Source organism: Plantactinospora endophytica, from assembly GCF_016862915.1.
Taxonomy (GTDB): domain Bacteria; phylum Actinomycetota; class Actinomycetes; order Mycobacteriales; family Micromonosporaceae; genus Plantactinospora; species Plantactinospora endophytica.
This window is the reverse complement of the sequence record NZ_BONW01000021.1, coordinates 563,114-587,615: the sequence shown is the minus strand read 5'-3', so window position 1 is coordinate 587,615 and position 24,502 is coordinate 563,114. Positions and strand designations below refer to the sequence as shown.

At 71.7% G+C, this 24,502-nt stretch carries 17 protein-coding genes and 1 pseudogene; 9 read left to right on the top strand and 9 right to left on the bottom strand.

Translation table 11 applies throughout. The features are described 5' to 3' along the window. Positions 1 to 63: 63 nt before the first annotated feature. From Pen02_RS23645 to Pen02_RS23630, 4 genes are all read right to left on the bottom strand, one after another. On the bottom strand, positions 64 to 2,055 hold the full coding sequence (locus Pen02_RS23645) for a Druantia anti-phage system protein DruA (RefSeq protein WP_203868225.1): 1,992 nt from the start codon (positions 2,053 to 2,055) through the stop codon (positions 64 to 66). Continuing rightward, positions 2,052 to 3,503 carry an ATP-binding protein gene (locus Pen02_RS23640; RefSeq protein WP_203868224.1) on the bottom strand — a complete coding sequence of 484 codons (1,452 nt, stop codon included), beginning with the start codon at positions 3,501 to 3,503 and terminating at the stop codon, positions 2,052 to 2,054. The genes Pen02_RS23645 and Pen02_RS23640 overlap by 4 nt, the downstream gene beginning before the upstream one ends. Positions 3,504 to 3,593: 90 nt before the next feature. Beyond that, positions 3,594 to 3,974, bottom strand: coding sequence for a hypothetical protein (locus Pen02_RS23635; protein ID WP_203868223.1), 381 nt, complete (start codon positions 3,972 to 3,974; stop codon positions 3,594 to 3,596). A 925-nt stretch (positions 3,975 to 4,899) separates the two neighbouring features. Next, positions 4,900 to 5,664 carry an SDR family oxidoreductase gene (locus tag Pen02_RS23630; protein WP_203868222.1) on the bottom strand — a complete coding sequence of 255 codons (765 nt, stop codon included), beginning with the start codon at positions 5,662 to 5,664 and terminating at the stop codon, positions 4,900 to 4,902. Positions 5,665 to 5,734: 70 nt separating this feature from the next. On the opposite strand from Pen02_RS23630, the gene Pen02_RS23625 reads away from it, so the two are divergent. Beyond that, positions 5,735 to 6,388 carry a TetR/AcrR family transcriptional regulator gene (locus Pen02_RS23625; protein ID WP_203868221.1) on the top strand — a complete coding sequence of 218 codons (654 nt, stop codon included), beginning with the start codon at positions 5,735 to 5,737 and terminating at the stop codon, positions 6,386 to 6,388. Between the two features lie 115 nt (positions 6,389 to 6,503). Here Pen02_RS23625 and Pen02_RS23620 read toward each other — a convergent pair whose 3' ends face one another. After that, a complete protein-coding gene (locus Pen02_RS23620) occupies positions 6,504 to 7,424 on the bottom strand; it encodes a YobF C-terminal domain-containing protein (protein ID WP_239141131.1) in 921 nt (306 codons plus the stop codon). A 97-nt stretch (positions 7,425 to 7,521) separates the two neighbouring features. Beyond that, positions 7,522 to 8,325: a MerR family transcriptional regulator gene (locus Pen02_RS23615; protein WP_203868220.1), complete on the bottom strand. Its 804-nt coding sequence runs from the start codon at positions 8,323 to 8,325 to the stop codon at positions 7,522 to 7,524. 336 nt (positions 8,326 to 8,661) lie between these two features. Here Pen02_RS23615 and Pen02_RS23610 point away from each other — a divergent pair, with 336 nt between their 5' ends. Next, the gene (locus Pen02_RS23610) at positions 8,662 to 9,489 is read left to right on the top strand and encodes a DUF72 domain-containing protein (RefSeq protein WP_203868290.1); all 828 of its coding nucleotides are present in this window, start codon (positions 8,662 to 8,664) and stop codon (positions 9,487 to 9,489) included. A gap of 63 nt (positions 9,490 to 9,552) precedes the next feature. On the opposite strand, the gene Pen02_RS23605 is transcribed toward Pen02_RS23610, so the two are convergent. From Pen02_RS23605 to Pen02_RS23595, 3 genes are all read right to left on the bottom strand, one after another. After that, a complete protein-coding gene (locus Pen02_RS23605; RefSeq protein WP_203868219.1) occupies positions 9,553 to 11,367 on the bottom strand; it encodes an Hsp70 family protein in 1,815 nt (604 codons plus the stop codon). Between the two features lie 249 nt (positions 11,368 to 11,616). Next, on the bottom strand, positions 11,617 to 12,276 hold the full coding sequence (locus tag Pen02_RS23600; RefSeq protein WP_239141129.1) for a response regulator transcription factor: 660 nt from the start codon (positions 12,274 to 12,276) through the stop codon (positions 11,617 to 11,619). Next, the gene (locus Pen02_RS23595; protein WP_239141127.1) at positions 12,260 to 13,540 is read right to left on the bottom strand and encodes a sensor histidine kinase; all 1,281 of its coding nucleotides are present in this window, start codon (positions 13,538 to 13,540) and stop codon (positions 12,260 to 12,262) included. The genes Pen02_RS23600 and Pen02_RS23595 overlap by 17 nt, the downstream gene beginning before the upstream one ends. A 625-nt stretch (positions 13,541 to 14,165) precedes the next feature. On the opposite strand from Pen02_RS23595, the gene Pen02_RS23590 reads away from it, so the two are divergent. From Pen02_RS23590 to Pen02_RS23560, 7 genes and pseudogenes are all read left to right on the top strand, one after another. After that, entirely contained in the window at positions 14,166 to 15,524 is a 1,359-nt protein-coding gene (locus Pen02_RS23590; RefSeq protein ID WP_203868218.1) for a glycoside hydrolase family 5 protein, read from the top strand. 4 nt (positions 15,525 to 15,528) lie between these two features. Then, positions 15,529 to 17,790 carry a 3-dehydroquinate synthase family protein gene (locus Pen02_RS23585; RefSeq protein ID WP_203868217.1) on the top strand — a complete coding sequence of 754 codons (2,262 nt, stop codon included), beginning with the start codon at positions 15,529 to 15,531 and terminating at the stop codon, positions 17,788 to 17,790. Beyond that, positions 17,787 to 20,108, top strand: a complete 2,322-nt coding sequence (locus tag Pen02_RS23580) for an ROK family protein (RefSeq protein ID WP_203868216.1) — start codon at positions 17,787 to 17,789, stop codon at positions 20,106 to 20,108. Before Pen02_RS23585 ends, Pen02_RS23580 begins: the two co-directional genes overlap by 4 nt. Next, positions 20,105 to 21,553 (top strand): hypothetical protein, encoded by a 1,449-nt coding sequence (locus tag Pen02_RS23575; protein ID WP_203868215.1) that lies wholly within the window; start codon positions 20,105 to 20,107, stop codon positions 21,551 to 21,553. Before Pen02_RS23580 ends, Pen02_RS23575 begins: the two co-directional genes overlap by 4 nt. Then, entirely contained in the window at positions 21,550 to 22,560 is a 1,011-nt protein-coding gene (locus Pen02_RS23570; RefSeq protein WP_203868214.1) for a Gfo/Idh/MocA family protein, read from the top strand. The genes Pen02_RS23575 and Pen02_RS23570 overlap by 4 nt, the downstream gene beginning before the upstream one ends. Further along, entirely contained in the window at positions 22,557 to 23,483 is a 927-nt protein-coding gene (locus Pen02_RS23565; RefSeq protein WP_203868213.1) for a sugar phosphate isomerase/epimerase family protein, read from the top strand. Before Pen02_RS23570 ends, Pen02_RS23565 begins: the two co-directional genes overlap by 4 nt. Beyond that, positions 23,480 to 24,484: pseudogene (locus Pen02_RS23560) on the top strand (Gfo/Idh/MocA family protein); the annotation flags it as partial. The gene Pen02_RS23565 and the pseudogene Pen02_RS23560, both read left to right, overlap by 4 nt. Positions 24,485 to 24,502 lie beyond the last annotated feature (18 nt).

Genomic DNA, 24,502 nt, shown 5'->3' with positions numbered 1-24,502 from the left:
TGCCCTACTCAAGCGGTATCGAGCACTGAAGCGATAGCGTCAAATCACTTCAGACACGCGGCACTAGGCTTGGCGTGCGACCAAATCTCCTTTAAAGGCGACGGGCAGCAATTCGTCGCCCGTAGAAAGCGGGACCCGCGCACCGTGCCGAATCGGGCGGATCAGCCGGTGCTGTCGCATTGACTCCCGGACATGCACATGCGCGGCGCGGTTCCGTCCCCAACGTTCGAACCACCACTTCGCGACCGACTGTCCTTCGTCACTTGGCTCGGGTTCAATCAAGTACGACGGTTCCTTGTCGATTCCAAGAGAGTAGTCACGTACGTTGGCGACGAGGGGTACGCCGTACAAAATCCGCTCACGCCCGTGTTTAAGTAACTCATTCGTAGGCCATCCGAGAGCGGCAAGGCCGAGGCGGACCTTGCGGAGCCGGGGACTGACACCTTCGCCGAACAGACTATTGACACGTACGCGCCCACCCGTGTGTTCTGAAAGGCGGACCAGCGCCTCCACAGTCTCGTCAGAGAAGTGCGACGTGCCAAACGACCGTGAGCGCCCTAGCTCATAGAAACCCATGCGCGCGTGCTCGGGGCCACCCATCAAGCTGGCTGGCCAGAACAAACGGTTGTACTGGCTCGACCCCGTCCCGTAGAGCGAGGTTGTACTGACGATCGATAACCGAGCCTCACGCGTGATCGGCCGTCCAGCCATCGCCGAGGCGATCTCGCTCGGTCGGCGGTACTTGGCCTTGTAAGCCGCGAGTACCGTGGGTGAGACAGCTAGAGCCCCGACCAGCTTTCCGGCAGCCAAGGCGTTGTATGGTGCGACGGCACCGCAGATGGTCAGGTCGGCGATGACGGTCCCGACGCGCTCGCCTCGAGCCCGCCGAACGAGGCGTCCTATCTGCGTCCTCGCTTTTGAATCATTCAGGGCTCGCCGTAGGCGGGCGGCTGTTGGCTTCGGGGCGAAGTAGGTTCCGAGAACGCTCCTGATCTCCAGCGTTTCGGCAAGCAGCGCTGAGCGCTTCGAGCGGAACAGGTGCGTTTCGGCTCGTTCGACCCATGCATCCGTCTCGATGTTGCGCACTTCGCGAATAGGTCCACCGCGGTGATGCTTGGCGCGGTGCCGCTCGGCGTCGGCGCGTAGCCGAGCGATCACGTCATTCGTTGGACACTTCAGGTCATCCGGTTGCAGCACGCCGTCACGCAAGAGATCGTCAACATAAATCTCACCCTGCTGTACTTCGATCCGTCGGGCCAGCCAGCGGGCCAGGCGGTCTGTGGGGTCTTCCCCGATCGCGGCGAGGACCTGACTGGTGTCCCATCCCATCCAGGAATCGCGCTCCGCAATCTGAACCACAGGGCTGGAGATCGCCGCAAGTCCGATCACCGCGTGGTGCTCGGTCGCCGCATCGCGGATCAGGATCGGCATCGAGCGTCCAGGAATCGTCGAATAGGCGTTAGACCACGTGTGGCGAAAGTAGCGCCAGATATCGTGCAGCCTGAAACCGGTCAGCTCACACGTCGCCGCAGTGTCCACGATCTGCACGTAGGGCCGGATCGTGCCGATCGCGTCCGGGTTGGCCTCCAGAGAGGCCGCGAGTTCGCGACCGTCGCGCATGAGGTTGAAGATTGAGATGAGTCGGTCACCGCGTTGATGAGTGCGCTCCATACTCTCGACGAAGCGCCGCACGCTTGGCTGGCGAAGTTGTGCGTCGCGCCGAAGGTGCTCTTGTCGCCGGACGCGTGCCTTCTCCGTCTCGCGGTCGGCATGGGTCTGCGGCGGGCACAGCAATGGACCGAACTTGTCGACGTCGATGGTCCAGCCCTGGTCCACAAGATCGATGATCGTATGCGCCGCTGCAGCGAGCCGTGGTTGGTTATAGAGGTCGTCGAGTTCGGCGGCTTTGAGCCAATGGGCATGCTCAAGCGGAGCGTCGGGGTCGAAGCTGGTCGCAGCAAGCAGCCGGCAAAGCCGGCTGAATCCCTGCCTCTCCTTCCGGGAAGCACCCACCGGAAGAACGAGCGGAAGGTACTTCGCGTCTTCGTCGGTCATGACTTCCGCAGCATCCGTCCGTAGTTGCTGCTCCAGATTCGGAGCAGGTCGTCAAAGTGCTGGCCGGACCGCTCCATTTGAGCGGCGCTACGCGCGAACGAGAGCAAGAACAGTTCCAGGGAGGTCCGAAGCTCCGTGGCGGCCTCGCTCTCGATGGTTTGAAGGGGGCGATACAGCGCAGCGAAAGCTGGATGGTCGACGTTGAGCGTGAGGTCGAGCATCCGTTGCGTGAGGGTCGAACGGAACATCGACTCCACAGGCATCGGCTCCGACCCGATCCTGTAGGTCAGCGCACCGCCTCGACTCCCGGAGGCGATGATGGGAAGATCGCGATCGGCTGCGGCGGCGATCCGACACGAAGCCTCAGCTGCCGTCTGGAATTTGACTTCCTCAAATGCCTGACGAACACGGGCGTTCAGCAGGCGGGCAATGGACTCGAGTTCCGGCTCGATCGCCTCACGCAGCGCGGCCGACGGACGGACGCCTTGTTTGTTGATGGTGATGCCGAAGTGCTCGTCGAGCGCCGGCTCGAACTCGATCTCGCAGCGCCACCAGTCGTCATAGTTCTCCTTGCGCTTCCCGCCCATGAGGTGCCAGCCACTCGCGATTTCACGCCCAGCGCGCAGAATCGAAACGCCACCTTGGCCGACGATGCCGATGCGACGCTTGGTTGCATTGTCCAGGCCGTGCCATCGATGTACGGGAAGCATCGCGAACCGCACGGTCACTGCCGACGTCTCGCCGGTACTTGTCTCCAACTCGAACTCAAGCGGCTGAAACTCGAGCCGTGCGGTTGCACGCTCGACCTTCGTGCTGAGCAGCATCGGGTCGACGGGGTCCACCTGCGATCCGTTGATCGTCATAACGGTACCGGAAGCGAGAAACCGCCGGTAGATTCGCCCCAGGGCGCGGTGCAGGGAGCGCTCCAGCCACGCTAGGCGACGGTACTCAATCCGATCACACTGCGTCCAACGAACCCGGCAGCCTGACGTACTGATACTCGTGCGCGATCCACGCCGAGCGGTTAGGGTCGGGCTGGCTCCTGCAGCAACCGCGTCGACGTCGAGTGCGACCCAGTGCTCCGCTCCACCGCCACGCCAGGTCGTCACCTCGACGCGCCGCGCCTGACTGAGACTGGCCGCTGGCAGCCCCATCCCGAACCGACCAAACGACTCCCGGGCGTCGAACCGCGACGAGCCCCCGAACCGCAGGCAGGCCTCTAGTTCGTCCTTGGACATACCTATGCCGTTGTCCGCGACGACTATCTCCGGTAGAGCGTCGGCGGGCCAGTCGATGGTGATGGCGATGTTCGTCGCCCCCGCCTGCAAGGAGTTGTCTACCAGTTCGGCGAGCGCGGTGGACAAGCTCAGATACCCAGACTCGCGGACCGCCCGGATGAAGTTCGAGGAGACTACGAGATCGTCAACTGGGTGATGTTGTCGGCTCATGATCCTCCGTGCGTCGATGCGAAACCACTGGGCTCAGAGTAGCTGCTCGAGAGGTTCCGGTGCACGGGGCATCTGTGCAGGATTGTGGACTCACGCCCGCGTCGTCACGGTCACCGTGATGCGCTTCGTCTTGGCCGGCTCGGTCAGGTCGAGCCCCTTCCCGCTGGCGAGTAGGAGACGCGCCGTGGGACGCGAGGTACCTGCAACCATCACGTACGGCTGAGCGCTGTCCAACCACACGATCCTGCCCGTCCGCTGGAGGTCGAAGACGATGGCGTGGAGGCTGGTGGTGATGGAGACGAGCCGGTTATCGACTGACGTGCTCTCGACCGTGTCGCCGACGACGGTCCCCGGGAGGGGCGAGGTCGACTTCATCGAGTTGATCCCGAGCACCTGGAGTGTCGCGATCTCTTCGCCCTGGAGGCGATGCAGAATCGCCTGAATCTCATCGAGAGTCTGAACGGCAGCCACGGAAGCATTATCCCGCCTTCGCTAACGGGGTGGGCATCCCGGTAGGTTCGAGGGCGGTTGTTCAGCCGTCGCGCCTAGTAGTGCTTTGTTACATCGCGCTGACCTGCACGAACGCCGCCGGGCTGGGCGTTGCGCCGCAACGAGCGGCCCAGCGTTCAAGCAGGTCACGGCCTCGGGCCTCGGATCCGATCCGCGCTCTGGCCCGGCCTGCCCGCCGACCTGGCAAAGCGCTACTAGTCGCTCGACAACGAGGAGCATCGCCTCTGCGCCTATGCCTGTGGACCACGCGTCGGGTCGGCTCGGCTGTTCGGCGCCCCTCAACCGCCGGTGGCACCCGGAGGCACCTACTGCCGAACCCGGCCAGGGGTCCGCCACCCGCTGTTGCCCGACGTGGTTCGATAGTACGTACGCAGAACTTCAGAGATTCGCCAGGCTCAAGCCGGGCGGGTTCGATACCCATCGCGCCGTACTTTCGCATGAACGGCGGACACGGCCAGTTCAGGACCCTCAAGTACAGGTTGAGGGTTCGAATGCTGACAGGTTGGGTGCAATGGTCCCGATAGCGTACGAACCCGCTGATCCTTGTCCGTGTCACGCCCGTCGGGGGGCCGGCAGGGGATAGCTAGCTTCTATGATCAACACGCCGGTGTTTGGCGCACAGTTCTTTGTGGTGCCCCGGCGGGATACCGACCTGCGCTTCGGCCCTTCCGTGAGTGAACCGTGGCTGATCAGGCGATGCTGACGCGGTGTGTTAGCCGGACGGGGCGTCGCAGATCCGTTCTGGCTCCTGCCCGGGGCACCCCGACCGTTCATAGCGCCGGACGCTTGAAATGGTGGTTCTGGCCGTCAGGTACGAGGTATCGCAGCGCCTCGTCCCACTCCACGATTGCCGCGTCAAGCCCCGAGCACCACTTTCCGTCCCTGATCAGACGCGTGGGCCGAGGAACAGGCCGCCGCTCGCGTCGATGACCTGGCCGGTGATCCAGCGGGCCGCGTCGGAGGCGAGGAACGCGACCACGTCGGCGACGTCGTCGGGTGCGCCCAGCCGATCCAGGGCGGTAGTTCCGGCGACCAGGTCGGCCAGTCCGGGTGCCTCGAAGGCGGCTCCGTTGGTCGCCGTGCGAGTGGCGCCGGGGGCGACCGCGTTCACGGTGATTCCCCGTACGCCGAGTTGGTTGGCCAGGGTCATGCTCATCGTCTCGACGGCGCCCTTCGTCATCGCGAATGACGTCTGGGTGGGGTTGGCCATCCGGGTCGCCACGGACGAGATCGTGATGATGCGGCCACCGTCGCGGAGCAGTGGTAGTGCCCGCTGGATGATGAAGTACGGCGCTCGCACGTTCACCGCGAAGAGGTGGTCGAACTCGGCCCGCGTCGTTGCTCCGATCGGGCCGGCGGGCGCGGTCGCCGCGTTGTTGACGAGGATGTCGAGCGGTCGCCCGGCCAGGCCGGTCTCGACCCCCGCGAAGAGCGTCTCGACGTCGTCGTCCACGCCCAGTTCGGCGCGGACGGCGAGCGCGGTACCGCCGGTACGGGTGATTCCGTCGACCGTCGCGGTCGCGCCGTCCTTGTCCGTGCCGAAGTGCACGATGACCGTAGCCCCGTCTGCCGCCAGCCGCGCGGCGATCGCCTGCCCGATCCCGCGCGATGCTCCGGTCACCAGAGCCGTCTTGCCGGTCAGATCACCCATGCCAACCACCATCCTTGATGTTAGTAGCTACCAAACTGTTAGTAACTACCGCTGCGGTAGTGTCTACCACATGCCTGACCGGTACTCAACGCTTCGCGCGCAACGCCGAGCCGAGACGCAGCGCATGATCCAGGCGCACGCGGTACGGCTGTTCGCCGAGCGCGGGTACGACGCCACGACCATGACGGACGTCGCCGAAGCCGCTGGCGTGTCACCGATGACCGTGTACCGGCACTTCCCGACGAAGGAGGATCTCGTCCTGGTCGACCAGTACGGCAGCCTCATCGCCGAGCGGATCGCCGCGTCGTCCGCCGCACAGCCGCTGGTCCGCCGCATCGGCGGTGCGCTCGTCGAATCGAGTACGGAATTGACCGCCGGCAGCCGCGGACCCGGCCTGACGGCGGACGGGCAGTTCCTACTCGCCCGCCTCCGGCTGATGATCTCGACGCCGGCCCTGCGAGCCAAGCATTTAGACAACCACTACGTCCTTCAGCAGGCGATCGTCGGCGCGCTCGGGGACGACACGACCGATCCCGACGCGGCGTTCCGCGCCCAGGCGGCAGCCAGCGCCTGCCTGGCCGCCATGCACACGGCCCTGGTGCGCTGGGCCGAGGACGACGGACGGACCGAGCTGCCCGAGCTGATCGCAGAGGCGCTCGCCGCCGCCTTCGGCGAGGACATCCTCGGCGCCGGCCCGGACATCCGGACGAGTGGGGCCGGGTGATCGGGCGACGTGCGGAAGACCGCTCGACGGCGTGCGGAAGACCGTGGCGCGGGGTGCCGCGACAGGCAACCGTGACGACGATCAGGTCCCGCCGGCCCCGACTCCGACCAGGCATTCAGGTGAGGGCGGCCCGCAGCCGGTCGTAGCTGGGCGCGAGTTCGCGGAGCGCGGCGGCCGCCGCCGGGAGGTCGCCGACCACCATCGGGTACTGCATCGAGCCGACAAGTCGGGCCTGGGCCGCCGCGACCTGCGCCGATTCGGGGTACCCGGCCAGCAGCAGGCAGTCGGCAGTGTCGCTGAGCCGCCGCGCGCCGACCCGGATCGCGAAGTAGATCAGATGCTCGCGGAGTCCGTCACCGGCGCCGGCCTCGATCATCTGGGCCACCCGCTCGGCGGCCTCGCCGTTGCCGAGACTGCCGGGCGGCATCTCCAACTCGGTCCGCATGGACAGCCGCCGGATCGCGGTCGGGATGATCGACCGGATCGCGTCGGCGTCCGCCACCTCGGCGACCCTGGTGAAGTCGGTACGCATCGTGTACGGCTCGCCGTAGTTCACGGTCTCGGCCCGCCAGGCCGCCATGAAGTCGCTGATCGGCACCTCGGCGTACGGGTATCCGTGCGGGTCGTGCACGAGCACCCGTACGTCGTTTACGTCGAGGACGACGACGAAGTGGTCGGCGCCGATCGGTCCGGTCATCTCGGGATGGTGGTGCAGATGGCCCATCTCCAGCGAGCCGACCCACACCGGGCCCTTCGCGGCAGCCGAGGCGAGCCGGGCGAGCGCCTCGTCCGCGTCGCCGCCCCTGCTGACCGTCGAGGTCCAGCCGATCGCTTCGAGCGCCTGGTCGAACCCCAGCTCGGGATTCCAGCCGTACGCGTCGAAGAACACCGTCGTGCCGCCGATGAGTTGCATGCCGAACGGGCCACCGGTGGCGACCTCGATGACGGCGGTCGACGGAGACTCCTCACCGAGCAGCATCGCGAAGGAGTTGGCATAGCAGTACGGGCCGCTGCCGACGTACGGGAGGTGACGCAACGGGAAGCCTTTCGGTTGGGCGAGGACCGGTCAGGGAGACCGGGTAGGCAGGGATCGGGCAGGCGGGGATCGGGCAGGCGGGGGATCGGGTAGCCGGTCAGGCGACGTCGACCGGGTAGGCGACGTCGAACCGGGCCGCCCCGGTGCCGGGACAGATCTCGTAGGGGTGGCCGACGCAGGTGACGTCGGGGCGGGTGTCGGTCCACGCCTCCAGAGCGTCGTAGACCCGGAGGACCAGCGGGAAGTCCTCGTACCCCGCCGGTGCGGGCAGGTACGCCTCGGTGTGTGCCGGCACCAACCGGATGTACAGGTCGCCGGCCGGTTCGACGCTGCCGTCGTACGGCACCGCCACCTCGACCGGGCCCTCGCTGTCCGGCGTGACCAGATCCTGGAAGTACACGAGGGTCGGGCCGCCGTCGCCCAGCCCCGAGGAGCGGAGGTGTTCCCGGATGGCTCGTTCGGCCGTCCGGATCGCATGATCGAGCGCCGTGGTGTCGACCTGGCGGCTCCGGCAGAGCACCTTCGTCGCCGGCACGTCCCGGAGCTGGACGGCGTCGACGAGCCCGCTCTCCGCGCCGGACCAGCGTAACGCCTCCACCACCGCCGCCCGCTGGTCGAGCAGGCTGCGCTGGGCGGCCAGCCAACCGCGCAGTTCGAGTGCCCGGGCCTCCGGGGTGAGGTCGGCCAGCGGACCGATCCGGGCCAGCGGCAGCCCGAGCCGACGCAGCCGGGCGATCAACCGGGCCCGGGGCAACTGGTCCGGGCTGTAGTAGCGGTAGCCGGTGGCGGGGTCGACGCTCGCCGGTACGAGCAGGCCCTGCTCGGCGTAGAGCCGCAGGGCCTTCGGCGACAGCCGACCGGCCGCGCCGAACTCCCCGGCTCGCAGGTACTTCCGTTCCACGTCCCGAGTCTGCGGCCCGCCCTTGGGGCGAGGTCAAGCCGTGCGCGGCCGCCCGCACCCTCGGACCGGTCACCGACACCTGCGCGACCCAGCCCGCCGCACCGCCCGCCGGGTACCCGGCACCGGTATACGGTTCTCCCCGTGCGGCAGACGACCTGACGCGGCGGGCGGCGTGAGGCGGTGTGCGGCGTGACGCGGCGGACGACCCCGACACGGCGGACGGCGTGAGGCGGCGGACGGCGCCTGATGCGGGTGGTTCCGGGGCGGGGTGCCTCGGACCTGGTGACAGCTCCGGGAGGGATCAGGATCGGGATGCGTCTTTCGGTGGGATGCGCGATGTGGACGCACAAGTCCTGGCAGGGGCGCTTCCTGGCGCACCCGCTGCCGCCGTCGGAGCGGCTGCGGTCCTACGCCAGTTGGTGCGACGCGGTCGAGGGGAACACCACCTTCTACGCGACTCCGGCCCGGGAGACCGTGGCGTCGTGGGCCGGGCAGACCGACCCCGACTTCCGGTTCGTGGTCAAGATTCCGAAGGTCGTCACGCACGAACGCCGGCTCACCGACGTCGACGAACCGCTGCGGATCTTCCTGGACGCGATCGAGCCGCTCGGCCCACGGGCGCACGCGCTCTGGATCCAGCTACCTGGATCGTTCACCCCCGACGACGTGCCCGTGCTCGCCCGCTTCCTGCGGCAGCTCCCCGACTCCCACCGGTACGCCGTCGAGGTCCGCGATCCGGTCTTCTTCACCGACCCCCGCGCGACGCGGCTGCTCGAAGGGGTACTCGTCGCCGCGCACGCCGAGTGGGTGCCGTTCGACACCACCGCGTTTTTCCGGAGCCCGCCGACCAGCGACGCGGAACGGGACGCCTGGACCAAGAAGCCACGGATGCCGCTCCGGTCGGTCGCGCTGACCGACCGGCCGATCGTCCGGTACCTCGGCCGCGACGACACCGCCCGGACCGTCGAGGGCTGGCAGCGGTGGATCGACGTCACCGCAGGTTGGCTGCGCGAGGGCCGCTCGCCGACGGTCTTCGTGCACACCCCGGACAACGCCGACGCGCCGATGCTCGCCCGCCGGTTCCACGACGACGTCCGGGCCCGGGTACCGGAACTCGACGCCCTGCCGGAGCCGATCCCGGCCGAGCCGCTGACCCTGTTCTGAGCCCCGGCGCGGGCGGTGTCGGGACCGGCCTCGACCGGCCTCGTCCGGGCGGTACGGCGGGGCTCAGCGCACCCGGACCCACTCGCTGCTGCCGTCGCCGCCGAAGAACCTCATCGTGTCGCCGGTGCAGATGTACTCGCTCGGTTCGAGGACCAGGGACAGCGGGTCGGTGACGTTGCGGCTGCTGCCCCGGTAGAGCGTGATCGTCCCCTTGGCCCGTACGTTGCTGACGTACTCCAGGCCGTTGCGGTGGTAGACGTTGGCGCTCGCGGTACCCCTGGTGCGCTGGCGCCACTTCACCCCGCGGACGGTCGCGGACGAGTCCTGGCTCTTGTTGAAGTCCAGGGTGACCCTGCCGTTCGCGGTGTAGGTCTGGAGGGTGCCGCCGGTGCCGCTGAAGACCACGTTCCGGTTGTCGATCTTGTTGGTGTGCTGCGTACTGGTCAGCCGCCAGACGCCGACCATGCAACTGTCCACTCCGGCGGCGGTCACCGTGGGCGTGACGACGGGGGTCGGTGACGGGCTCGGGCCGGCCGAGAGGCTCGACGTCGGCGCGGCGCCCGCGCCGGTACCCGGATCCGGGTCGTTGCCGGCGGCGAGCGAGGCGGTGACGGTGGCCGCGCCCACGATGCCGGCGACCGTCAGGCCCACCCCGACGAGCCTTGCCCGCCGCGACCGGCGGAGCGAGGTCCAGCGGCCGGCCCGCCCACCGGGCCTCCCAGCGCCGGCGAGTTCGGCGGTCGGCAGCGCCGCCGTCGAGTCCACAGTGGTCGCATCAGTCGCCTCCACGGCGGCCGGACCGCCGGAGCCGGGCGGGATGCGCAGGCTGCCCTCGGCCACCACCAGTTCCGGCTGCTCCACCACGCTCGGCGCGATGTCCAACGCCCGGTGCAGCGCGGTGGCGACCGCCGGCATCCGGCTCGACCCGCCGGAGAGGAAGACGGCGGCGACCGACGACTCGCCGTCGGTCACCCGGCCGAGCAGCGCCCGGGTGGTCGACACGGTACGCGCGATCACCGGCTCGGCCAGCTCCTCCAACTCCTCCCGGCCCAGCGGCAGGTCCACGTCGAAGAGCGGTACGTGCACCAGTGTCGTGGTGCTGCGGGTCAGCATCTCCTTGCCGGCCCGTGCGTTGGCCCAGAGTTGCTGGCTCGCCCGGCGGTCCGAGGTGGTGTCCGGGCTGGTCAGCCGGGTCCACAGTGTCTCGTCCCGGCTGCCGATGGTGGCACCGATCCGCTCCACGATCGCGGCGTCGATGTCCAGCCCGCCGCAGTCGGCCAACCCCTCGGTCGCCAGCACCTCGAACCCGTCGACGTCGCGGCGTACCACGGTCACGTCGAAGGTGCCGGCGCCGAAGTCGTAGACGACCGCGCACTGACCGACCGGCAACTCCCGCCCGGCCACCTCCACGAAGAAGTTGGCGGCGGCGACCGGCTCGGCGACCAGGCGTACGGTCGGCAGCACCTTGTTGGCGGCGGCCAGCAGGGTGCCCCGGCGGTGCGTACCCCAGGCGGCCGGGTAGGTCAGCACCGCCTCGGTGACCGGCTCGCTGGTGACCAGGCGTACCTCGCTGGCAACCCGGCGCAGCGGCGCGGCGAACAGCTCCTCGACCGACATCTCCCGGCCGCCGAGCAGTACGGTGCCCTCGTCGACGCAGCGCTTCGGATAGGGCTCGTAGGACTGCGGCAGGGAGAGCGCGGTGTGCAGCGCGTCCTGGCCGACCAGCAGCCGCTCGCCGGTATCGGCGCAGACCGCCGAGCGCAGCAGCGGCGACCCGTCGAACAACAGGGGCCGGGGATCCCGGCCCGCCAGCGCCAGTACCGCGACGGTGTTGTAGGTGCCGAAGTCGATCCCCAGTCTCGCGCCTGTGCCTCGCACAGCATCACGGTACGGGAGGCGGGCTCCACCGTGGTCGCCCGAATCGGCACGCCCGCCCCGGCCCCCGACAACTCGACAGCATCCGGGAAGTTCGGCGACTCGCAAGGATCCGGGGAGTTCGTCGGCTCGACGGGAACCGGGAAGCTCGGCGGCTCGACGGGATCCGGGAAGTTCGGCGGCTCGACGGGAGCCGGAAAGCTCGGCGGCGGCGACCCGGCGTTCCGGTTGACCGGGCCGGTGACGTACCGGTCAGAGCCAGCCGTGATCCACGGCGGTCCGGTACGCCTCCGCCCGGCTGGCGACGCCGAGTTTGCCGACCACGGCGGCCAGGTGGTTGCGTACCGTGCCCTGGGACAGGGAGGTACGCCGGGCGACGGCCGAGACGGGCGTGTCGGTGCCGGCCAGCCGGAGTACCTCCAGCTCGCGCGGGGTCAACGGGCACTCGGGGGCGGTCAGCGCCTCGGCGGCCAGCGCCGGGTCGACGTACCGGGCTCCGGCGTGCACCCGGCGGATGACGTCGGCCAGCGCGCCGCCTGGGGCGCCCTTGGCCAGGAAGCCCCGGGCGCCGGTGGTGAGTGCCCGGCGCAGGTGCGCGGGCCGGCCGCGTCCGGTCAGGATCACCACCGCGCAGGACGGCAGCACGCCGGCCAGTTCGGCGGTGACGCCGAGGCCGTCCAACGCCGGCATCTCCAGGTCGACCACTGCCACGTCCGGACGGTGCGCCAGCGCTGCCCGTACCGTCGCCCGCCCGTCGGCCGCCTGCGCCACCACCTCCAGGTCGGGCTCCAGGTCGAGCAGGGCGGCGACCGCGACCCGGATCAGCTCCTCGTCGTCGGCGAGCAGTACCCGGATCGTCTCCGACCGGCTGCCGTCCCGGCCGTCGCCGCCCCGCTCATCCGTCGCTCCCACCGTCGCCGCCCTCCCTCGGTGTCCCCGAAACCCGTGCCCCCGGAGCCTCTGCGTCCGGAATTCGAGCCGTCGGCCCGCCCTGTACGGCAGGTTCCGTCCGATGATCCCCGGTCGTCGGGCCCGGCACGACGGCCTCGACCGTGAAGATCCCCTCGTGGTTCGCCGTCCGGAGCACCCCGTCGGCGTCCGCGAGCCGGTCGGCGAGGCCGCGCAGCCCCGAGCTGTGCCGGTCCGGCGCGGCCGGCCCCGCCCCGTCGTTGGCGATCGTCAGCCGGTACCGGTCGGCGTCCCGACCGACCTCGATCCTGCACCAGGTGGCCCGGCTGTGCCGCAGCAGGTTGGTGCTCGCCTCGCGCAGTACCGGAGCCAACTGCGCGGCGACCTCCGCCGGTACCTGCCCGGCCGGTTGCCCGACCGTGCAGCGTACGCCGGAGGAGCGCAGTACCTCGGCGGTCGCGGCGAGCTGTTCCGGCAGGTCGACGGTGCGGTAGCCGTGCACCGCCCCGCGTACCTCGGCCAGGGCGGAGACGGCCAGCCGCTGCACCTCACCGGCCTCCCGGCCGGCCCGTTCCGGGTCCACCGGCGCGAGCCGGGCCACGAGTTCGGCCTTCAGCGCGATCACCGACAGGTGGTGTCCGAACAGGTCGTGCACGTCCCGGGCGAACCGCAGCCGTTCCTCGGTGGCGGCCAGCCGGGCCTGGGCGGCCCGGCCCTGCTGCGCCTGGACCAGCAGGTCCCAGAACCACACCTGGAACCAACCGATCGACGCGACGCCGAGCCCGATGCCGCCGGTGATCAGCAGGTGGTCCGGCACGTCGCCGCCGGTCCACCGGGCCACTCCGACCGCGACGGCGACGGTCGCCGCCACGCCCAGGGTCGCGGTCCACCGGCCGAGCAGCAGGGGCGCGGTACCCACGATCGAGGCGCCCAGCCAGGCCCAGGTCGGCCAGTCGCCGCCCGCGACCGGACCGACCAGGGGTACGGAGGCGACGGCGGTCAGCGTGTAGCCGAGCAGCGCGCGGCGTCGGGCCGGGCCGGTGAGCCAGGGCGTGACCAGCACGTACAGCGCCACTATCTGGGCGGTGGCGACGGCGACGACGCCGACCGAGCCGAGCACCCTCCACATCGGAGCAGGCTCCAGGGCCAGCCCGATCCCCGGCATCATCAGCGCGGTCAGCAGCGTGCCGACCAGCGCGACCAGGGTGGCGATCCGGGGCCGGCGCAGCCGCGGATCGCGCCCGGCCGGCTCGGGGTCACTCGCCACCCGGCCGATGGTATGCCGTCGCCCCTCGACGTCTTCTGCCTGTCCTACCTGGCCGAGCCGCTGCGCCGCCGACTTGCCGGTGGTGCGGAGAATCCCGATTCGCACCGGGCGTCACTTGTAGAGAAACGGGTCACGGCGGTGGGGTCGGCGGCGGCGTCGGATCAGGCGCCGTACGACGGATAGGACTGACCTCAACGCTCGTGGCCAAACCATTTTCCCCCCGAGGGTGTGCGGCGGGACCGGTCGGTTGGGATCGCTAACATCCCCGCGCAAAATATCGCCTCGGATCGCGTACGGGCAACACCTGCGGCGGACCGTCCCGGAACTCATCCGGCTGACGGAGCAACGCTCCGGGCTCGACAGGTGTCCCGTGGGAGCGCGTCCATTTGATCATGTCGGACCTCTTGACGATTGACTCCGCATCGTATTGAGTCAATATCGATCCGAACGGGCAATGCACCCGACGACGGGAAAGGCAGGGGGTGGCATGTCCGTGTCCCGGTTTACTTTGGCATGCCCCGGAGGATTTCTCCGGACCAATGGCGATCAAATAGTTGACGGCGACGGACAGCCGGTTATCTGGCGGGGCATTGGCCTCGCCGGTTGGCTCAACTTCGAGAACTGGATGACCGGTTTCCCGGCGTACGAGCAGGGGATGCGGGCGGCCGTGCGGGACGTGCTCGGGCCGGGGCGGGCGGCGTTCTTCTTCGACCGCTTCCTGGAACACTTCTTCACCGCCGACGACGCGCGCTTCATCGCCGGGCTGGGCTGCAACGTCGTCCGGATTCCGGTCAACTACCGGCACCTGGAGGACGACCGGCGGCCGTTCGAGATCGTCGAGTCCGGCTTCCACCACCTGGACCGGGCCATCGAGCTGCTCGCCGCAGCCGGCGTACGCACCATCATCGACCTGCACGCCCTGCCCGGCTGGCAGAACCAGGACTGGCACAGCGACAACCCCACCCACGTCGCCCAGTTCTGGCAGCACCCGCACTTCCAGGACCGGGTCGTACACCTCTGGCGGGCGATCGCCGGCCGCTACCGGAACGAGCCGTGGGTCGCCGCGTACAACCCGGTGAACGAGCCGGCCGACCCGAGCGGGCAGGTGATCGGGCCGTACTCGCGCCGGCTGGTCGAGGCGATCCGCGAGGTCGACCCGGAGCACATCGTGATCCTGGAGGGCAACCGCTACTCCAACGACTTCGACGTCTACGGCGAGCCACTGCCGAACGTGGTCTACTCGCACCACGACTACGCGCCGCCAGGCTACGTACCGGACGGCCGCTATCCGGGAGTGGCGCACCTGACCCACGTCTGGGAGTCGCCGGACGGCGTCGGCTACGAGCACGGCATCCTGCTGCCGGACCAGTCCCGGGACCAGTACTTCGACGCGGGTGTGCTGGAGCGGACCTATCTCAAGCGCAGCGAGTACATGCTCCGCACCGGCACTCCGGTCTACGTCGGCGAGTTCAACGCGGTCTTCACCGGCGACGCCGAGCAGGACCGGATGCGGCTCGATCTGCTCGCCGACCAGTTCGAGATCTACACCCGGCACCGGGCCAACTGGGCGTTCTGGCCGTACAAGGACATCGGGGTGGCGGCACCGCTGACCGTCGACCCGGACAGCCCGTGGATGCGCCGGATCCGGCCGATGGTCGAGAAGAAGGCCCGGCTCGGCGTCGACCTGTGGGGCGGTCGGCACGACCACATCCAGCAGGTGATGCGCCCACTCAAGGAACTCTTCGCCCGGGAGTTCCCGGACTACCTGCCGTTCCCGTTCGGCAGCGAGTTCCTGATCGGCCGGCTGGTGCCGCAGATCCTCTTCGCCGAGGCGCTGCTCCCCGAGTTCGGCGAACTGTTCCGGGGCATGGACGAGTCGGCGATCGACGAGATGATGCGTTCCTTCCGGTTCGACCGGTGCCGACCGCGTCAGCCGCTGGTCGACCTGCTGCGCCGGGCCTGCGCCCAGCAAGCGCCGGTGTGAGGCGATGTCACCGACAACCGGGGCGCCGGCCCTGGCCCGGACCCGCGACCTGCCCGGGCCGGCCACGGCGTCGGCACCCGGGCTGAAGGACGTACTCCGGGCCGAGCTGATCGACACCTTCGAGCTGCGGATTCGGCGGGACCTGTGGCGGCCGGGCGATCCCACCCTGCTGCGGACCTTCGGCGGCGCGCGACGGATCGTCGCCGTCTGCGACCGGCCGGACCGGGCCCGCCGGCTCGACGCCTATCTCGGGTACTGGCGGGAGCGCGGCGCGCTCGACCACCACCGGACCGTCGACGCCCGGGACCTCGCCGCGCCGGCCGGCCCCGATCCGGTACCCGTGCTGGTCCGGGCCGGCGTCGCGGCCGGGCTCGGCCGGCGGGACGCCTTCGTCTCGCTCGCCGGCCCACCGGCAACCGCCGCCACCGCGCTGGCCGCCGCGATGTACCGCCGGTACACCCGGGCGGTCCGGGTGCACGACGACCTGCCGGGGTTGCTGGCGTCGCTGCACCGGAGCGCCCGGGTGGTGGCCGGTGCACCGGCACTCGCCGCCGAGGCGCGCGATCCGGTGCTGCTGGTCGACGTGGACACCCTGCTCGCCGACCCCACCCCGGTACGCCCCGACGAGGAGTCGGCGTTGCGCCACCTCGCCGGCCACGACGACGTACTCGCCGAGCACCTCGACCGGGCCGGCGACCCGGCCGGCATCCGGCAGGCGGCGCTGGACGCGGTGGCCCGGCTGCTGCACCGGCACGGCCCGGACGACAAGCACATCTGGTCCCCGCCCCCGTGCCCGGCCACCGCCGAGGCACCGGCACCCGTCCCGCCCTCGCCGCCTGTCCTGCACCCAACGCCGGTCCTGGCCCCGCCGCCGGTCCTGCCTTCAACGCCGGTCCTGCCTTCAACGCCTGTCCTGCCCCCGACGCATCCCCGGCCGTCGGCGCCGGTCCTGCCGTCGGCACACGCGCGACCGTCGACATCGGAGTCGCTGCCGGCGCGGGTCTCCGGGCGGCGGGCGTCGAGCACGGCACCGGTCCGGGTGCACCGGAGCCGAGAGCTGGGCTACCGGGTCACCTTCACCACCGGCGTGCTCGACCCGGACAACGTGGCGCTCTCCGCACACCTGCCCGTCGGCGCCCGCGTGATGGCGGTGGTGGACGACTATTCGCCGTCGGTGATCGCCGCCGTCCGGGACGGGCTCGCCCGGCGGTGTCGCCAGGGTCGGCTGGCCGGCTACACGGTGCTGCCGGTGCGCAGTTCACCGCAGGGCAAGACGTACGACGCTGCCCGGCGGCTGCTCCGCCGGGTAGCCCAGCTCGGACTGGGCCCCGACGACCGGATCCTGGCGGTCGGCGGCGGTACGGTGCTCGACCTGGTCGGTTACGTCGCCGCCTGCCATCCCGGCGAGACGCCGTACCTGCGGGTGCCGACCACTCTGGTCGGGCTGGTCGACGCCGGGGTCGGGCTGAAGGTCGGGGTTGACCTGGACGGCCGGAAGAACCTGCTCGGGGCGTACCATCCGCCGCTGGCCTGCCTCTGCGACGCCGGGTTCCTGGCGACCCTGCCGGTCGAGGAGTTCCGGTGCGGGCTGGCCGAGATCGTCAAGATCGCACTGGTCCGGGACGCCCGCCTCTACGCCCTGGTCGAGGAGCACCACGCCGTACTGCGTGACCCCGACGCCGCTCCGGTGCTCGACGAGGTGCTCCGACGCGCGGTTGCCGCGATGCTGGTCGAGCTGGAGGAGAACCCGTGGGAGCGGCGGTGGCGCCGGCTCGCCGACTTCGGCCACGAGTTCGGGCACGTACTGGAGGAGCGGTCCGGCTACCGGCTCCGGCACGGCGAGGCGGTGGCGATCGGGATGGCACTCTCCTGCCGGTTGGGCATGGCCGCCGGGCGGCTGCCGTACGGGGTCGTCGAGCGCGTCGAGACGCTGCTGCGCCGAATCGGGCTGCCGACGTACGACGACTGCTGCGACGCAGACGGGCTGTGGCGGGCACTGCGCACCCAGGTACTGCCGCACAAGGGCGGCGAACTGCACCTGGCCGTACCGGTCGGGATCGGGGTCGGCGGGTTCGTCGACTCGATCGACGAGATCGGCCTGGCGGACCTGCGTCGCGCCTGGTCCACGCTGCGCCACCGGGCCGGTACGCCGAGCCCGGTGGCCACCGTCGAGACGCCGATTACGCCCACCGCCGCCGAGACGTCGATGACGCCGACCGCCGCCCGAGGGTCGATCACGCCGGCCTGGGCGTGGAGTGGCTCGTGACCGGGTCGGCGGAGTGCGGCGTGGTGGTCGACGTCGGCGGCACCTGGACCCGGCTGGCGCTGGCCGAGGCGGGCCGGCTGGTCGGCGAGGTGGTCCGGTTCGCCACCCCGACCCGCCGGGGCCGTCCGGAACTGCCGCTGGCCGCTGCCCGGGACGGCCTGCTGGACCGGATCGCCGAGGCGGCCGACCGGCTGCACCGGGCGGCCGAGCCCACCGGCCGGCGGGACCTCGGGGTCGCCTTCGGCGCGGTGGTCACCGCCGACGGGGTGATCCGGGACGCCAGCGTGCTGTGGCAGGCCCAGTCGGCCGGCTTCGACGTCCGGGCCGGGCTCCGGGCCCGGCTGCCGTGGGCCCGGGTGACGGTGTTGAACGACGTGGCCGCCGCCGCCTGGCACTACCGGCGACTCGGCCGGTTCGCCCTGGTCACCGTGAGCACCGGGGTGGCGGTCAAGGTCTTCGACGACCGGCTGCCCGGCACCGCCAAGCTGCTCTCCGACCCGGCCGGGCTGGGCGGCGAGATCGGTCACGTGCCGGTGGAGCCGAGCCGGCTGGCCGAGGTGCCCGGCGGGCCGACCGGTGCCGCCCGGCTCGGTCGGGCCGCCGCCGCCGGAGACCGGGCCGCCCGGGAGCGACTCGCCGACCTGGACCTGCCGTGGTGCGACTGCGGCGCGGTGGCCGACCTCTGCGGGTACACCTCGGGTCCGGCCGTGGTGCGGGCCGCGATCCGGCGGGCGGAGCGGGACCGGGCCGACTTCGCCGGCTCGGTACTGCACCGCCTGGTCGGCGGCGACCCGGCCCGGATCGACGCCGGAGCGTTGGCCGACGCCGCCCGTACCGGGGACGCCTTCGTCGCCGACGTGCTGCGCGGAGCCACCCGGCATCTCGCGGTGGCGCTGTTGCAGGTCTGCGCCCAGCTCGGGCTCCGCACGGTGGTGGTGGTCGGCGGGTTCGCGCACGGCGTCGGCGCCCCGTGGTTCGCCGCGCTGCGGGAGTGGTTGGCGGCCCTGCTCGTCGACGCCGGCTGGTTCCAGGGCTGGACCGCCGCCGACCGGGACGGGCTGCTGCACGTACCCGAGGACGCCGAGGCCGCGACGCTGGCCGGGATGGCCGGCTACCTCGCCGCCCGGGAGGCCGAGACCCGGGAGGTGGTCAAGCCGATCGGCGAGTCCCGGCTGGTGCTGACCACCGGCGCCCGGCCGCGCTGCGGGCGCGAACAGCTACTGCTCCGCCCCAGGTACGCCGGGCTCTGCGGCACCGACCTGCAGATCCTGCGCGGCGAACGCGGGCTGGAGCCGGGGGTGCTCGGGCACGAGTGCGTGGCCGAGGTGGTCGAGGTCGGCGACGCTGTTCCCGGGCTCCGGCCCGGCGAGCTGGTGACGCTCAACCCCAACCATCCGACCGACGACTACCTCAAGCTCGGCCACAACGTACCCGGGGTGTTCCGGGACATCCTCGTCAGCGACCTCGGTGCACTGGCCCAGGGGCAGCTCGTCGGGGTACCGGCCGGCTGCGGACCGGAGTGGGTGCTGCTGGAGCCGCTGGCGGCGGTGCTGCGGGCGCACCGGCGACTCACCGGGGACTGGGCCGGCCGGGACGTACTCGTGGTCGGTGCCGGCGTGCTCGGCCTGCTGCACGTCGCCGTCGCCCGCGCCCGTGGCGCCCGTACGGTGACCGTGGCGGGTCGGACCGACCGGCGGCTCCGGGCGGCGGTGCGGCGCGGACTGCCGACCCCGGACGCGGTACTGCCCCTCGGGCCCGGACTCGCCGCCGGAGTCCGATCGGCCACCGCCGGCCGGGGCGCCGAACTGGCGGTGGTGGCGGTGGCCGGCGACGGCGGGCCGGCGGCGACCGAACTCACCTGGCCGGCGCTATCCGACGGCGCCAGCCTGCACCTGTTCGGCGGCTTCCGGGCCGGCCGCCTGCTCCGGGTCGGTGGCGGTGCGGTGCTGGACCCGGGGCCGCTGCGCGCTCAGTGTGCGAGCCGGGTCGTCGACAACCCGGCCGGCGGCCGGTGCACAGTGGTCGGCACCCGGGGCGGGCGCGCGGGTGACTTCGCCGCCGCCCGTGAACTGCTCACCGCCTCCCCGGCCGCCGCCACCCTCGGCAGGGGAGGCACCCCGGACGCCCCGACCAGTCCCGCCCTCGACCTGACACCGCTGGTCAGTCATCTCGTCTCGCTGCCCGCGCTGCCGGAGGTGGCGACCGAGATCCTCGACCACGGCACCGTCTCGGGCTGCTCGCCGCTGCGGGTGGTGGTCGACTTCCGCCTCGACGGCACGGTGGTGTCGCCGGTGCCGGCCCGCCGGGGTACGCCGTGACCGCCCGGCACTGGGGACGGGAGCCGAGCGGTGCCGAACTGTGGGCGTACGTGCGGGCGGCCGCGAGCGGGGAGCGGCACGGGCCGGCCGGTACGGTCGCCGCGCTCGCCAGCCTCGCCGGGGCGCCCCGACTGGGCTGGGTACACCCGCCGGCCTGGCCCCGGGTGTCCCGGCTCACCGCCGGACGTGGCGGCGGCACACTGCTGCGCGGCAGCCGCCGGGCGGTCTTCGCCGGTACCGGCGGTTGGGCGTACGGGCTGCGGGCGATCGCCGAGGCGGTGCCGGGGCAGCGCGCGGTCCGGGTACTCGACTCGCTCGACCCGGAGACCGTGCAGCGGATGCTGGGCGAGGTGGACGGGCGGGTCGACAGCGTCGGGTTCGCGGTCAGCGCCTCCGGGCGTACCCGGGAAACCCGGCTGCTGGCCGCGACCCTGGCGGTGGCCCGGCAGCGGACCGGCGGTGACGGCCCGGCCTGGCTCTGCGAACGCGGCGGCACGCTCTCGCTGACCGGCGACCGCGACCAGGTGGCGCTGTATCACGCCCCGCTCTCGGTGCCGGCGCTGCTCGCCGCCCGGATGCTGAGCTGGCCGCACTTCGACGACACCTACCGGGCGTTCGCCGGTGCAGCCCGGAGCATCGGCGAGTGGGCCGGCGAGGAGTCGGCCCGGCTACCCGCCACCGGCCGGCCGAGGGTGCTGTTCCGGCTGCCGCCCGACGCCGGCCCCGGGCTGCGACTGTGGACGTTGCAGGCCGCCCGGCAGGGCTGGGGCGGCAAGTCCGAACGGTTCCGGCCGTGGCCGGACGTCGCGGTCGGGCCGGTCCCCGGCGCGGTGGTCGTCGACGTCGCGGCGGGCATCGCGACACTGCCCCGGCCCGGCGGACCGGCCGGCGCGGTCGCCGCCGCGATGGCCGCCTGCTACGCGGTCGCCGCCCTGGTCGCCTGCGTCGCGGTCCGGCACGGGTTGCGGTTCGCCACGCACGACGCGGTGGACCACTACAAGCGGCTGGTGCCGGTGGCACCGACCGCCGCCGACCGGCCCGTCGGCAGCCGCCCGGTCGCCAGCGCCGACGAACTGGCCGGGGTACTCGCGGACTGGCTGGCGAACCGGCCGGACCTCACCGCCGTGCACGTCGTCGGGTACGGCAGCGGTCCGGCCGGCGCGGTCGGCGCCGAACGGCTGGCGCAGCGGCTCGGCCGCCCCGTCGAGGTGCACGAGGGCAGCGGCTGGAACCACCACTCCTACCAACTGGTCTGGCACACCCGGTCGGTCGGGGTGGCGGTGCTGCTCGCCCCGTACGCGCCGGTCGGCACCGGGGACCCGGCCCTGGACGGTGCGCTGGCGGCGCAGCGGTACACCCTGGACGCCATCGCCGGGGCCACCTACCGGTCGCTCGCCCCGCGCAGCCTGCTGCTGGACTGGTGCGGCGGGGAGTTGGTGCCATGACGTTCCGGATCGGCATCGTCGGCGCCGGCTTCCTGGCCCGCCGGTCGCTGCTGCCGGCCATCGCCGCCGCCGACGATCTGCGGCTGGTCGCCGTACTCGATCCGGACGAGGCGGCGTTGCGGGCGGTCGCCGCCGAGGCACCCGGAATCTGGTGTGGTACGGACGCCCGCGACTTCCTGCGTACGCCGCTGGACGGGGTGCACGTGGCGACGCCGAACCGGCGGCACGCCGAGTACGCCTGCCGGGCGCTGGCCCGGGGCATCCCGACGCTGGTGGAAAAGCCGCTGGCCGACACCGTCGCAGGTGGACAGTGGATCCTGCGGGCGGCGATGGCCTCCGGCGCACCGGCGATGGTCGGCTACATGTCCCGGTACAACGCGTACAACCGGGCGGTGGTCGAGCTGGTCCGGTCCGGGCAGCTCGGCGCGGCCCGCTCGATCAGCGCCTGCCACCTCGGGCACCGGCAGGGGGACTGGCGCAACCGGCGGGCCGACAGCGGGCTCGGCTGCCTCGGCGACCTGGCCATCTATCCGCTGCTGACCGCGGTCGACGTCTTCGACGCCGCGCCGACGGCGTGCCGGGCCACCGGCTATCCGGCCGGCGACCGGGAACGGACCGAGATCTTCGTGGAGGCGACGGTCTGGTTCGGCGAGGAGCGGCGGCTCCAGGTCGAGTCGTCCTTCACCGAGCCGCCGGACGTCGGCGTCTCGCGGTACACGGTCGTCTGCGAACGGGGCCTGCTGGTGGTCCGGGACTCGTGGGCGATGGACTCCGGCGGCTCGGTGCTGGTCTGCGACGAACGGGGACGGCGCTGGCTGCGCCCCGAGCCGGTGGATCCGTACCTCGCCCAGTACCGGGTCTTCGCCGCCAGCGCGGCCGGCGAGCCGGTACCGGTCGAGGTGGGTGTCGCCCGCGGGCTGCGGGACCTGCGGGTGCTGCACGCACTCGAACGAAGCGTCGCCAACGGCGGGATGCGGTTGGCGTTGACCGGAGGGCAGAACCCATGAAGCTCGTCCTGCACAGCTACACCTTCCGCCGGTACCCCCTGCGGCACGTCTTCGCGGTCGCCGCGCGGCACGGCTGGGACGGCATCGAGCTGGTGCACTTCCACTTCGACCCGGCCCGGGTCGAGGCCGAGGTCGCCGACGCGGTCGCGCTCGGCCGGCGGTACGGGGTGGGGGTGCACTGCGTCGGCTACACCGGGGACTTCGTCGACGCCGACCCGGCCCGCCGGATCCGTTCGCTGAACCTGGTCGAGCGGACCATCGCGGCGGCGGCCCGGCACGGCATCGGCATGGTCAACGGCTGGTCCGGAACGCTGGAGCGGGACCCGGACGACTGGCGGGTCAACGGCAGCGCGCTCGCCGAGGAGGTGCACTACGAGCGGGCCGCCGACGGCTACCGCCGGCTCGGCGAGTACGCCGCCCGGCACGGCGTACGGGTGGGGGTGGAGGTCTATCCGGGCTCGGTACACGACACCGTCGCCGGTGCCGCCAAGCTGCTGGCGATGGTGGACCATCCGGCCGTGGTCGCCACCGCCGACCCCGGGAACGCCTACGTGGTCAGCCCGGCCGACCGGGATCCCGCCGTGCTCGACCAACTCGCCGGCCGGCTCGGCTACTTCCACCTGAAGAACCTGCACCCCGGGGGCGGACGGGCGGACTTCAACGTGGACACCGCCGACGGGGTACTGGACAACTACGCCTGGATCACCAAGGCGGCCTCGCTCGGCGTACCGGCGATCTGCGTCGAGTACTGCGGCGACGGCGACCCGCATCCACCGATCGCCCGGGCCGGCGACTACGTACGCGACTGCCTGGCGCTGCGCGACGACCTCGCCCGTCGGCACGCCGAGGCCGAGGCGGCGGAGGCGGCCGACCAACCGCTGCGGCGGGCGGCGCTGGCCGGTGCGGCCGGGCCCGCCCGGTGAGCCCGGCGGCCCCGCCCGGCCGGTTACCCGAGCGACCGGTCCGGTGGGGTGTGCTGGGTACCGGCTGGATCGCCGGTAAGTTCGTCGAGGACCTGCTGCGACTGCCGGACGCCGAGGTGGTGGCGGTCGGCTCGCGCACGGCCGAGGCCGCCGAACGCTTCGCCACCCGGTACGCCGTCCCGTACGCACACGGAAGCTGGGACGCCTTCGCCGCCGACGACCGGGTCGACGTCGTCTACGTCGCCACCCCGCACGCCAGCCACCACGCCGCGACCGCGCTCTGCCTGGCCGCCGGGCGGCCGGTGCTCTGCGAGAAGCCGTTCACGCTCAACGCCGGCCAGGCCGTCGACCTGGCGGCCCGGGCCCGCTCCGCCGGCCTCTTCCTGATGGAGGCGATGTGGATGCGGTGCGTGCCGGCGATCCGCCGGCTGGTCGAACTGGTCCGGGACGGCGCGATCGGGGTACCCCGGCTGGTGCAGGGAGACTTCGGTCTGGTGGGGCCGGTCGACCCCGGCCACCGGCTGCGGGACCCGGCACTCGGCGGCGGTGCCCTGCTGGACCTCGGGATCTATCCGGTGACCCTGGCCCAGCTGCTGCTCGGCGTGCCCAGCTCGGTCACCGGGGTCGCCACGCTCAGCCCGTACGGCATCGACGAGACCACGGCGGTGGTGCTCGGCTATCCGGACGGCGCACTGGCCACCCTCTCCTGCTCGATCGTCGCCGACACACCGTGGACGGCCGCGGTCTGCGGCAGCGCCGGTCGGATCGAGCTGGACCGGGGGTTCTTCCGGCCCGCCAGGCTGCGGCTGCACCGGGGCGACGACGAGCCCCGAACCGTCGAGGTGCCGTACCAGGGGGAGGGGTTCGGGCACGAGGCGGTCGAGGTGATGCGCTGCCTGCGGGCCGGGCTGACCGAGAGCCCGCTGGCAACCCTGGCCGACACCGTGGCGGTGCTCCGGATCCTGGACGACGTCCGGTCCCGCACCGGGGTCCGGTACGCCGCCGACGACGACTGGCCT

Bases quoted from the DNA above. Each gene is read 5' to 3' on its own strand.
- Pen02_RS23565 (WP_203868213.1), top strand. From the start codon at position 22,557: ATGAAGCTCGTCCTGCACAGCTACACCTTCCGCCGGTACCCCCTGCGG.
- Pen02_RS23625 (WP_203868221.1), top strand. From the start codon at position 5,735: ATGCCTGACCGGTACTCAACGCTTCGCGCGCAACGCCGAGCCGAGACG.
- Pen02_RS23585 (WP_203868217.1), top strand. From the start codon at position 15,529: ATGTCACCGACAACCGGGGCGCCGGCCCTGGCCCGGACCCGCGACCTG.
- Pen02_RS23640 (WP_203868224.1), bottom strand. From the start codon at position 3,503: ATGAGCCGACAACATCACCCAGTTGACGATCTCGTAGTCTCCTCGAAC.
- Pen02_RS23630 (WP_203868222.1), bottom strand. From the start codon at position 5,664: ATGGGTGATCTGACCGGCAAGACGGCTCTGGTGACCGGAGCATCGCGC.
- Pen02_RS23610 (WP_203868290.1), top strand. From the start codon at position 8,662: ATGTGGACGCACAAGTCCTGGCAGGGGCGCTTCCTGGCGCACCCGCTG.
- Pen02_RS23645 (WP_203868225.1), bottom strand. From the start codon at position 2,055: ATGACCGACGAAGACGCGAAGTACCTTCCGCTCGTTCTTCCGGTGGGT.
- Pen02_RS23590 (WP_203868218.1), top strand. From the start codon at position 14,166: ATGACCGGTTTCCCGGCGTACGAGCAGGGGATGCGGGCGGCCGTGCGG.
- Pen02_RS23570 (WP_203868214.1), top strand. From the start codon at position 21,550: ATGACGTTCCGGATCGGCATCGTCGGCGCCGGCTTCCTGGCCCGCCGG.